This is a genomic window from Deltaproteobacteria bacterium CG11_big_fil_rev_8_21_14_0_20_42_23 (genome assembly GCA_002796345.1).
GTDB lineage: Bacteria > UBA10199 > UBA10199 > 2-02-FULL-44-16 > 2-02-FULL-44-16 > 1-14-0-20-42-23.
Window position 1 is genome coordinate 1 of record PCXC01000027.1, and the last position, 10,045, is coordinate 10,045.

Annotated in this window: 10 protein-coding genes, 1 tRNA gene and 1 other RNA gene; 4 read left to right on the plus strand and 8 right to left on the minus strand. The window is 42.6% G+C overall.

Features of this window, described 5'->3' with window-relative positions; genetic code table 11:
* Window positions 1-161: 161 nt before the first annotated feature.
* Window positions 162-1,319 carry an acetyl-CoA C-acyltransferase gene (locus COV43_02780; protein PIR26063.1) on the minus strand — a complete coding sequence of 386 codons (1,158 nt, stop codon included), beginning with the start codon at window positions 1,317-1,319 and terminating at the stop codon, window positions 162-164.
* A gap of 136 nt (window positions 1,320-1,455) precedes the next feature.
* On the opposite strand from COV43_02780, the gene COV43_02785 reads away from it, so the two are divergent.
* Complete coding sequence (locus COV43_02785) at window positions 1,456-1,956, plus strand: hypothetical protein (GenBank protein PIR26064.1); 501 nt, start codon at window positions 1,456-1,458, stop codon at window positions 1,954-1,956.
* 64 nt (window positions 1,957-2,020) lie between these two features.
* On the opposite strand, the gene rnpB is transcribed toward COV43_02785, so the two are convergent.
* The 4 genes from rnpB to COV43_02805 all read right to left on the minus strand — a co-directional run bounded on the left by rnpB (window position 2,021) and on the right by COV43_02805 (window position 4,476).
* Window positions 2,021-2,833: RNase P RNA component class A (rnpB, locus tag COV43_02790), an RNA gene on the minus strand.
* Between the two features lie 31 nt (window positions 2,834-2,864).
* Window positions 2,865-3,266: a ribonuclease H gene (locus tag COV43_02795; protein ID PIR26065.1), complete on the minus strand. Its 402-nt coding sequence runs from the start codon at window positions 3,264-3,266 to the stop codon at window positions 2,865-2,867.
* A gap of 150 nt (window positions 3,267-3,416) precedes the next feature.
* Window positions 3,417-3,716, minus strand: a complete 300-nt coding sequence (locus COV43_02800) for a hypothetical protein (protein ID PIR26066.1) — start codon at window positions 3,714-3,716, stop codon at window positions 3,417-3,419.
* Window positions 3,717-3,744: 28 nt separating this feature from the next.
* On the minus strand, window positions 3,745-4,476 hold the full coding sequence (locus COV43_02805) for a hypothetical protein (protein PIR26067.1): 732 nt from the start codon (window positions 4,474-4,476) through the stop codon (window positions 3,745-3,747).
* Window positions 4,477-4,630: 154 nt separating this feature from the next.
* Here COV43_02805 and COV43_02810 point away from each other — a divergent pair.
* The 3 genes from COV43_02810 to COV43_02820 all read left to right on the plus strand — a co-directional run bounded on the left by COV43_02810 (window position 4,631) and on the right by COV43_02820 (window position 5,766).
* Window positions 4,631-4,704, plus strand: a tRNA-Met gene (locus tag COV43_02810).
* Between the two features lie 217 nt (window positions 4,705-4,921).
* Window positions 4,922-5,188, plus strand: coding sequence for a pathogenicity locus (locus tag COV43_02815; GenBank protein PIR26068.1), 267 nt, complete (start codon window positions 4,922-4,924; stop codon window positions 5,186-5,188).
* A gap of 149 nt (window positions 5,189-5,337) precedes the next feature.
* Complete coding sequence (locus tag COV43_02820) at window positions 5,338-5,766, plus strand: hypothetical protein (GenBank protein ID PIR26069.1); 429 nt, start codon at window positions 5,338-5,340, stop codon at window positions 5,764-5,766.
* Between the two features lie 55 nt (window positions 5,767-5,821).
* Here the strand turns inward: COV43_02820 and COV43_02825 are convergent, their stop codons facing one another.
* The 3 genes from COV43_02825 to COV43_02835 are packed head-to-tail and all read right to left on the minus strand — an operon-like array spanning window position 5,822 to window position 9,605.
* Window positions 5,822-6,499, minus strand: a complete 678-nt coding sequence (locus tag COV43_02825; protein ID PIR26070.1) for a DNA-binding response regulator — start codon at window positions 6,497-6,499, stop codon at window positions 5,822-5,824.
* A 25-nt stretch (window positions 6,500-6,524) separates the two neighbouring features.
* The gene (locus COV43_02830) at window positions 6,525-6,725 is read right to left on the minus strand and encodes a hypothetical protein (protein PIR26071.1); all 201 of its coding nucleotides are present in this window, start codon (window positions 6,723-6,725) and stop codon (window positions 6,525-6,527) included.
* A 33-nt stretch (window positions 6,726-6,758) separates the two neighbouring features.
* Window positions 6,759-9,605, minus strand: coding sequence for a hypothetical protein (locus tag COV43_02835; GenBank protein PIR26072.1), 2,847 nt, complete (start codon window positions 9,603-9,605; stop codon window positions 6,759-6,761).
* Window positions 9,606-10,045 lie beyond the last annotated feature (440 nt).

Here is a 10,045-nt window from a genome sequence, read left to right on the forward strand (position 1 = left end):
TATAACCACACTCCCCGGAAGTGTCTTGGTTATCGAACTCCTGCTGAGGTCTTCTTGAACCAAGTGTTGCACTTCGAATGTGAATCCACATCCCCGCATTCGCGAGGATGACAAAGAAAAATCAATTCCCTGCAAAAACTTCGCAGAAATAACAATAAAAATCACAACCGCTCTACAATCGTTGCCACACCTTGGCCTCCGCCTACACACATGGTGGCCAAACCATACTTTGCTTTTTTCTCTTTCATCGCGTGCAACAAAGTTGTCATGATTCTGGCTCCACTTGCACCAAGGGGATGACCAAGTGCGATAGCTCCACCATGAATGTTTACACGTTTTTCATCGATGCCTAACTCTTTCAATACCGCAAGTGATTGCACGGCAAACGCTTCGTTGAGTTCGATGAGATCGATGTCTTTCATTTTTAAGCCGGCACGCTGCAAAGCTTTGGGAACAGCAGCAACAGGCCCAATACCCATCAGCGCTGGATCAACTCCTGCAACTGCCATGGAACGAACACGCGCCAAAGGTTGCAGCTTTAATTTTTTCGCTAATTTTTTCGACATCACCAGCAAAACAGAAGCACCATCGGTGAGCGGTGAAGAATTTCCAGCGGTAACCGTTCCATCTTTTCTGAAGGCAGGTTTAAGGGATGCAAGTTTCTCGAGTGACGAATCTGCTCTGGGGCCTTCGTCTTTACTGGTTTTGCTGGCGCTGCCATCTTCAGCTGTAATAGTGATGGGAACAATTTCATTTGCAAATTTATTTTGCTGCATTGCGGAAACCGCTTTGCGATGCGATGCTAACGCAAACTGATCTTGTTCTTCTCTGCCAATTTTATACTGGCTTGCTAAGGTTTCTGCGGTGGTGCCCATGGCAATGTAGCCATCGGGATTTCCATCGCGCATCAGTTTTTCATTGAGGCTTGGGTTGAAACCACCCATGGGCACGTGGCTCATCGATTCAATTCCACCCACTACGAAAGCTTCGCCATTTTCTGTCATCACCGCTTGAGCTGCATGGTTTAAGGCTGTGAGTGATGAAGCGCAAAAACGATTAATGGTTGCTGCTCCACTTGAAAGCGGCAAACCTGCTAAAAATGAGATGTTGCGAGCAACGTTTAAACCTTGCTCACCTTCGGGCATGGCACAACCAAATAAGACATCTTCGACAAGTTGTGGGTTGAACGATGTGCTACGCGCAAGCAGAGCTTTAATTAACTCGGCAGCGATATCATCAATTCTGGTGTGAATGTATTGGCCCTTTAAGGCACGCCCCATGGGGCTTCGAACGGCATCTACAATAACGGCTTCTTGCATAATTTCTCCTCCCTTAAGGAACGGTTCTTATAATCGAGAAGGGAAAGAGATCACAAGAAAATTTTACTTTACTCTTGCGCTGACGAAGAAATGCAGATAGCGACTCGCTTTGCGGGGAATTGAAAAGGAGAAAGACATGGCGGAACCAACTCAAAAATTAAAAACCAATGTAACAGTTGCTTCTTTTGGATGCTTCTATAAAACGTCCCCATTCCCTGCAACTAATTGTGACAGTGCAGCTGCTCAATTTATTAACGCCACAGCGAGAACTGAACTAGAGTCACAATACCTTAGCTGCAATATTAAAGAAGTTAGAGAAGCGAATCTTTATGTCGCTATCACCCACTCATTACTTGTAACTTGCCATCGCAATGAAAAACCCATTCAGACGCATGCTTCTGTTCTCATCTGCGATTATAAAAAAATTGCAGATGAAGCAGGCGAGCACCAGAATGAGCCAAATTATCTTCTCGATCGTTGTATCGACAAATATGCTGCTCACGTTAAGCAATATGCTGAATATTTCATAGGCTGCGAACCCATTATCGTCTATTCGCAAAACGCTAGCAATTCACCTGTTGGAAATGACCTTCATCCAGAATCTGTAATTGCTCTTTGCACTACAGAGGTGAAATAAGTTTCAGCAGTTTTTTCACCATACGCGCAATAAAAAACCCGCCTTGTAAGCGGGTTTTTATATAAAAAGACGCAAGTTCATAAGCCGAGTTCTGTTGCTCGCTTTCGCGAACGACTGTCATTCATCTAGGTTTGCCGTCGCCGGCAAACTCAAGCAGCAACCCGTTTTGCTGTAGACAAGCTACATCGTCTGGCTAACGACGATCTTTCGATCAACAAAACTATTTGCCTTTCTCCTCCTGGGGTTTACCTTGCCACTTTTGTCGCCAAAAGCGCGGTGGGCTCTTACCCCACCTTTTCACCCTTGCCATGCTAGAAACTAGGAGCTAGAAACTAGATACTAGAGATGGGAATATCTTTTCAATAAGCCACGAATCATTTTTCCAACTTCACAATATTGATCACTCAAAAGTTGAAAATCATCATGGGAAAGATATTCAAGATCTTTAGCAAACTGAACCCACATCCTTGTTTCATCACAAGAACCGAGAGCAATTCTCAAATAACGAGAAACCTCTTTTTGAGATTCTTGCTTTCCCATACCTTCAACAATATTGACAGAAATGGACTTCGAGGAACTTCTCAACTGCTGTGCCAAAGCATACTGCTCAATCTTTGGAAAATTAAGCGTCAGCTTGTGCACTCTTAAAGCCAAATCGTACGATTGTTGAACTACTTTTAATTTATGGTATGGCAAGAAAACTCCTTGTTTCTAGTCTCTAGTTCCTAGTCTCTAAGCAGGCGGTTTTTTTCTGTGGCACTTTCCATCACCATTCTTTTTATGTTCAACTGGTGTCTAGACGTTATCTAGCAGGATGCCATACGGAGCTCGGACTTTCCTCTGTGGCCGAAGCCAAAGCGACTGTCTCCCTTGCGTTGTTTTCAAAGAGCGAAGCTCGTTTATACGAACTACATATGTGAATCAAGAGCCAAATTCGCCAAACGGTCTGCGTCTTTATTTTTTTCTCTTCTCACGTGTTCAAGAGAGAAAGTTTCAAATGAATCAAGCAGTTGCAAAACTTTTTGAAAGAGTGGCTTCAAGTCATCGTGCTTTACGCGGTAGACTCCATTTACTTGTTTCACCATCAACTCTGAGTCTGCAAAAATCTTGAGTTTTTTTCCGCCCAAGCTTTTTGCTTTTTCAAGCGCTAACACCAAGGCGCGGTACTCGGCTTGGTTATTGGTGGTCTCGCCCAAATATTCGCTGACGGTTCCAAGTGTCTCTCCTTCAGCGTCGAATAAAATTGCGCCGGCTGCTGCTGGACCAGGATTCCCTCTTGCGGCTCCGTCTGTGTATATAGTGAGTTCCATGTGTGTTTCTCATTGTCATCACGAGGAGCGTAGCGACGTGGCCTGCCTGCCGGTCAGGCAAGGTGATCTCCATTTTTGAATTGTCAGAGGAGATTGCCGCAGTCGCTACGCTCCTTCGCAAGGACACAGAATTGCCAAAACTATTGTATCTTAATCAACATCAAGCAAACCAAACGTGGCCAAGATCTTTCGCTCTTCGTTTGGAGAAAGACAAGAAATCATTTCTTTTGTTTGGGGATTTAAAGAACGATTTCCAGAAAGATTGAATTTTTTCTCTTCGCTTCGCGACTCGCGCACAAGCATACCACCTACATCGCGCAGCACAGCTTTAATTTGCACAGGAGTCATTTCACCATTCAACTCTTTGCACGTGTGATCGAAGTTTTCGTAGTCGGCCATATACAACAGCAGTTCTCCCACTGTTCCTTTTGGCATTCCGACAAAACTCATAATGTGCTCCTTTTGTTATTGTTTCACTTCATTTTTCAGCGACGTGAAGTGTATCATAAATCAAGCGCTGGCATGAAGGACAATGTAAAAATTTTTCAGCCTTTGCAAGTTGCAGTTTTACTTGCGGCGGCAAACTCAAGCGGCATCCACCGCACACGCCTTTGCTCACTGCACACAAGGCTTCCGGATATCGCTTCCGAATGAATTCGTATTGTTGATACAGCTCTTGAGAAATCGAAGGAAAAACTTTGTTGCGTGATTCCAGCAGTGCGCGCTGTTCTTGTTCGCAAACAGCTTGTTGATCTGCAAGTGTTGCCTCAAACTGACTAAACTCGCTTTCCTTATCGTGAAACTGAGTTTGAAGTTGCGTGGTTTTTTCAGAAATCTGCTCTAAATTTTCCATTTGCTCCAAAAGCTGCTCTTCCACAGTATTTATAGCCTGTTTGGCCTCGAAGATTTCCTTCTCCATGGCCTCGTAGCCCTTGAAGCTGGAGATTTGCAGCATTTTTTGTTCTTTTTCCTTCAGGCTGGCTTGCAAAGTTTCTAGCTGGGATTCGCGAAATTCCTTCAGGCGCTTGGTCTCGGCCAGCAAAGCCTGATGCTGTGCCACTATGGCGGCGAAGGCATCGAATACCTGCTTTTTTTCCGTATGTTGCTGTGGGAAAAGTGCCAGCTGTTTTTGGAGGGAATGAAGCTTGAGGTCAATCTGCTGAAGCTGAAAAAGCTGAGAGAGCTCCGCTAAAAAGGCTGGATTTGTCATAGGCGTGAGGGTGTAATTGCAGCAGCCTCAGACTGCAATGCTTTTTTGAGCTTCGGCTCTCGTGCTAGAAAAACAGAGTTGCATTTAAAATCCCGAAAAAGTAGGAAGCTGACTCTGCGTTTCGCCCACCCACCGCACACTTTGACTCTCCCGTGGGCCCTTAGCTCAGTTGGTTAGAGCAGTCGACTCATAATCGACTGGTCGCTGGTTCAAGTCCAGCAGGGCCCACGGGGGAGTTGGTGTTTTAAAGCGTTTTTCTTGGTTTCGAGTGAGGAGTTGAGATGCGTTTTTGGGAATGTGTAACAAAATGTGTAACCACCACTTAAAAAGGTCGGGAAAGGTTCGTTTGCATCGACGCACAGTAAAAAAAGGTGCTTCTTTCTTTCACTTTTTTTACTCCATTTTTTAATTGCTTATCCTCATGAAGAAGTTAATTTCCCCTCGTATGAAGAACCCAAACCTCAAAAACCTTCAAACTATTCCCGGCGTGGGGAAAAGTATTGCTCGGGATTTGTGGGATATTGGCATTCGTGAAGTTGCCGATCTTAAAGGCAAAGACCCGCAAAAGCTGTATGAGCAGTCGAATGCTGTTGCCGGCACTGTTCAAGATCGTTGTTTGCTCTACGTTTTCAGGTGCGCTGTTTACTTCGCAGAACATAAACACCACGATGCTGAAAAGTTGAAGTGGTGGAATTGGAAGGATGAGCACTAAAAGCTGCTTGTTTATTAGAAAATTACCTTTTAAAATCAAGGCACTATTCGCAGCAACGATCAAAACACCCCATCCCCACCTTTTTCTAGCAACAAACTTAAAGAGATGACGATAACTTCTCTGCTATACGATATTTTCCAGGAGTATTTATGAGTACAAATAAAGTATGTTCCAACAATAAGGAAGCGGTGTTTGCTTACGAACTATCATTCGGACGCATTCTGCCGTCTCTCATTACGTTCAAAAAAGCTTCGCTTGCCAAAGGTGCTGAACAAGAAGTTATTTCCGAAGATGACGCCCTTCGCTTCATGAAGGAAAACTGCGGTTACGCAGCGTTCCCTGCGGGAAAACCCATCGCAAATTTTGTGGAATTAAATGAAAAATTGGAAAGAGCCCGCAATGCCTCACAAAAGCCTTTCGATTATCAAGCAACTATTATTATGAGTGAAATTGATCAATTTAAATCTGTAGCAGAAATGATGCAGATTCCCATTGATAAAAGTGCCATTGCACAACTTCAAACTCAATTGATTAGAGATTATCATCAACTTATGATGAACAAATCATCCTCCTATTAAAACAATCTTTAAACTCACTCTTGCCGAAAAAAAATTCAGTCGGAATATATGTTCTTCACAATTGCGCAGATATGGTCCATTTCACTGCATACTGGATAAGGGCATGCGCATGTTGTAAGTGAAGTTTTTCTTTTATGTGAGCGTTATGTGATTCAACCGTTTTTATACTGACATGCAATTGATCAACAATCTGATGATTGGTGTATCCTTGCCCAATGAGGTATAAAATTTCTAGTTCACGATCACTGAGTATTTCGGTTGAAGGAAAACTGAAAACACCAGCTCTTCCCACTAAGCCTTCTATAATTTCGTCTTTATATTTATTGGTGATATAGGTTCTGCCATTCACAATATGCTTGATGGCGGAAATGAGATCGCTGCAATTTTCTTGTTTGGTAATGTAACCCTTTGCACCATGCCGCAGAACACGTTCAACATGAGAAGCATCGTGACAAGTGGAAGTCATAAGGATGAGCAAGTTCTCATTTTCAGCAAGCAATTTTTTACACAACTCAATTCCACTTAACCCAGGCAGAAAAATATCAATCACAACAAAGTCTGGTTTTATTTTCGCTATAGAACTTAATGCATTTTCCGCATTTATTGCAGCACCAGAATAAACCATATTTTGTTCTTGGTGGATCAGCTGCGCAAACCCAAAGCTAACAATGGGTTGCGGATCAACAATGAAAACTTTCGTTTTTTCTTTTGGAAGCATCTGCAATGAATTCATAACTCATCCAATCTCCCCCAGGTTTTCATAACATTTTGAAGATCCTAGAGTGGGAAGAAATCACAGCCTCATTCATTTCGTCAACGTCTAAAAAGTTTTTTTTTGTATACAACAAAGAGCCTTCTTCCTTTTTGTTCTTGTTGCTCACTAAAAAATTTTCTTCACCATAAGGTTTTACTTGAAGTAAAAAAAAGAAAGCCCACGAGATTTTACTCTCATGGGCCATCTTGTTGTTACATGCATTGAAGCTTCCGGCTTGCTATTCGAGAACTGTAGTTGGTTCTGAAGAACTTGCCTGCAATGCTGTGTCATCCGTTACATCATTAGAATTCCAAATATAACCTGTGGTGTAATTTCCATCTGGAGTTCCTTCACTTGCTGCTGATTCATGAAGCATATAAATGGCTTCATTTGGAGCAAGCGTAAAGGATGAATTAAAGGTGATCACCTGTAATCCTTGAGTATCCGTTGTAAGCGTATAATCAACTCCTTCAGTGAGAAGTGCAGCACTGGCATTGCTGGAATCTGAAACAATGAGACCGGTGACTGTATTTTGAACGGGCGCTGTATCGCGATAGAGCTGTGTTGATGATTGAACAAAATATCCAGCTGTACCAATAGCGTCGCTAGGATCATCAAGACCAAAACTGTAGGTGATTAGGTTTTGATGCGCGCTGCTATTAGAACGAGATTCGTTATAGAGCACGGCACTATAGGTAGTGGATTCACCAAGACGAAGTGGATCAACACTGTCTACCAATTGTGTTTGCAAAGCAACAAAGGATGGAACAGTTATACAAGCTTGCGCTTCGCCACTGCCCGCATCACTGCTGTTGAATTTGCCGATATCACAATACTGTCCAGGTGAAGATGCGTCTGGAACACGACTCACAATCAATGCTGTTACTGAATCTCCAGGATTGAGATCAATACTTGTAAAGCCTACTGTTTGAGTTGTTGGTGAAAAGACACCAGCTTCTCCATTACGATCAGCACTTACAAGTTCAACATAGATAGTGTTGTCGGGTTGAGGTCCCAAACCAATTCTATCTTCAAGAAGAACATCGTGCGCAATTCCAGCACCAACGTTTGTAAGCGTAATCGTTGATGAATAATTTCTTCCTGGATTTACAATAGTAAGATTATTTTCTTTTACTATTCTGAGATGTGGAGTTCTTACATCAAGACATGCTTGAGATTCGCCGGTGATTTCGGTTTGATCATCTGGTCCATCAACATAAATGAATCTGGCCAAATCACAGTAAACATCATCTTGGTGCGCCACAACTTTGAAGAGATAGGTAACAGAATCACCAGATAGGAGCGTAAAGAAATCGCCATCATTTCGTTCATCGTCCCAACCTTCAAAACTTCCATCTTCACTCGCATCCTGATTTACACCATCAGTTGCATCTGGAAGCTGGGTGATTTCATATTGAGTTAAATCTACATCCGAAACAAGTCTGTCTGTAACACGCACACGGTGCGCAGTTCCGGTGCCATCATTGATCAAGCGAACTCTTAACATTGCTTCAGTGTTTGCCGTTACAATGAGGTGATCTCCAAGTGTTTGACCTTCAGCGTCTACAAAGTCTTTAAGAATTGTAACGTTTGGTTCAACCACTTCGAAACAGGCTTGGTCAGAAATGGAAACATTACTCAACTCATCTTCTTCATCGGTAAAGGAAATAACTTTTGCCTCATTGCAATAAGCACCTGTTGCTGATGCTGATGCGGTAAAGACAAAGTCAAAATGTTCTCCCGGTGCTAAATCAATTCCGGTAGTATCAAATCCACTATCGCCCACTGGAGCTGTTCCTCCTGGAGCGGAAAGTGAGTAAACATCATCATTTCCTGATGCGAGTCTATCTTCAAGCGTAATGTTATGAGCAACTCCAAGTCCGCTATTACTAATACGAACAGTGAACGTAACATCTTCATCAGGTCTTACTTCGCCATCTACTTCTACTGTTTTTTCTACTTCAATTTTTGGTTTTGGAATAAACTTTTTATACAATACAGTTTTTCCAATTTCAGTTCCATTTACGAAACCAATCACCGCAACTCTGGCTTCTGCTCTCACATCCAATGAAAAGAGAGTAACCCAAGCCAAACCATCAAGATCGGGTGAGAGGATTCCAGTTAAATTAAAAAATGGAAAAGATGATGCGCCTTCAACCGCAAGAGGAAAACGCACTGTATTTCTTATGGAGCCATTGGCCGTGTACGTAGCTGCTTGGTTATTATCTACACAACCCATTTCAGCTGCAGGGCCCTGTCCACAAGCATTTCCGCCGCCACCTGTAGCACCAAAGCCAATACGTCCTTTGGCTGATGAGCGCTCGCGATAACCTTTGTTATAACTAGCACTTTCTTCAATTTGCCATCTTACATTTGCTCCGATGATTGGAAATACATTTCCCGTGTCATCTTTGTAGCCAATAAAAGCAGCCGCAAGATTTTGTGTGAAGCTAGGAGCTGACTCGCGTTGTTCTTCCTCAAGAGGAGGAGTGGTGTGAGCAGGCAATGCAGTTAAAAGGGTAGGATCAATTCCGCCCTCTTGATCTCTAAGCCAGGCATAAAAAACAAAATGCTCATCGGTCATATCTTCTTCTCTAATTTGAACAAGCTGTCCATCGGCACCTCTGTAAGATGCAACAGGAGGCGCTCTGCTGTCTGACAACATTTCGTATTCAAACACTCCCACTTCAACCATACCTTCTTCAAGATTAACAATAAGCGGATTAGAAGTGGTAAGGTTCCAACCATTTACTTGTGAAACTGCAACCATGTAGGTTCCAGGATTCAAATCAAGCAGCAAAGGTTCTGAAGCATTTACTTCACGGTTTTCATTGAAATCATCTGGCCCTGAAATAATTGCTGTGGTTGTATCTGGGCCTATCACCCCTAATACCAACACTCCCATACCAGGTTGTGGCGTTATATTGGCAGGAAGAATAAATTGCGAACTTCCTCTCGCCCCATCTCCTGTTGCAGATGCGTTTTCAGCGGATGGTGTTTTATTTCCACCGCAACTTACAAGTAATGCTACTGAAAAAAACAAAGCTGATACTTTAAAATATTTTATAATGTTCCGGATCATCATATGTACTCCCTTCTTGTAGTGAACTTTCTTCCACAACCTTCTTAGATACCAACTTTTTTCTCATACCTACCTCCTTAGTCTTTGGTGTTCTCTCCTTTTAAAAACTTCTTGAAGAGAACAATAATTGAAAAGAACTACACCAGGCGGCGAGTTTGAATATTTTTGGAAAAATTTCTATAGGGGAAAGTATGATTTTGGAGTAATGAATTTTACGAGAGCGATTGTATACTGAAAACTTATGCTCCGTGAAAGACAGAGTTGACAAGCCTTGCAGCTCGTTATCCACTCTCTCAAGCATTACAGAATACTTACAAGCGCAAAGGAACACTATGAATCTGCCTCAACAAAACAACTTGTGGTATACATTTTCTAGGGCGTGTTAACACTAATTGACAAAGAAGAGATAAAGTGAGATGTGGGAGGGATGGAACTTACAAAAG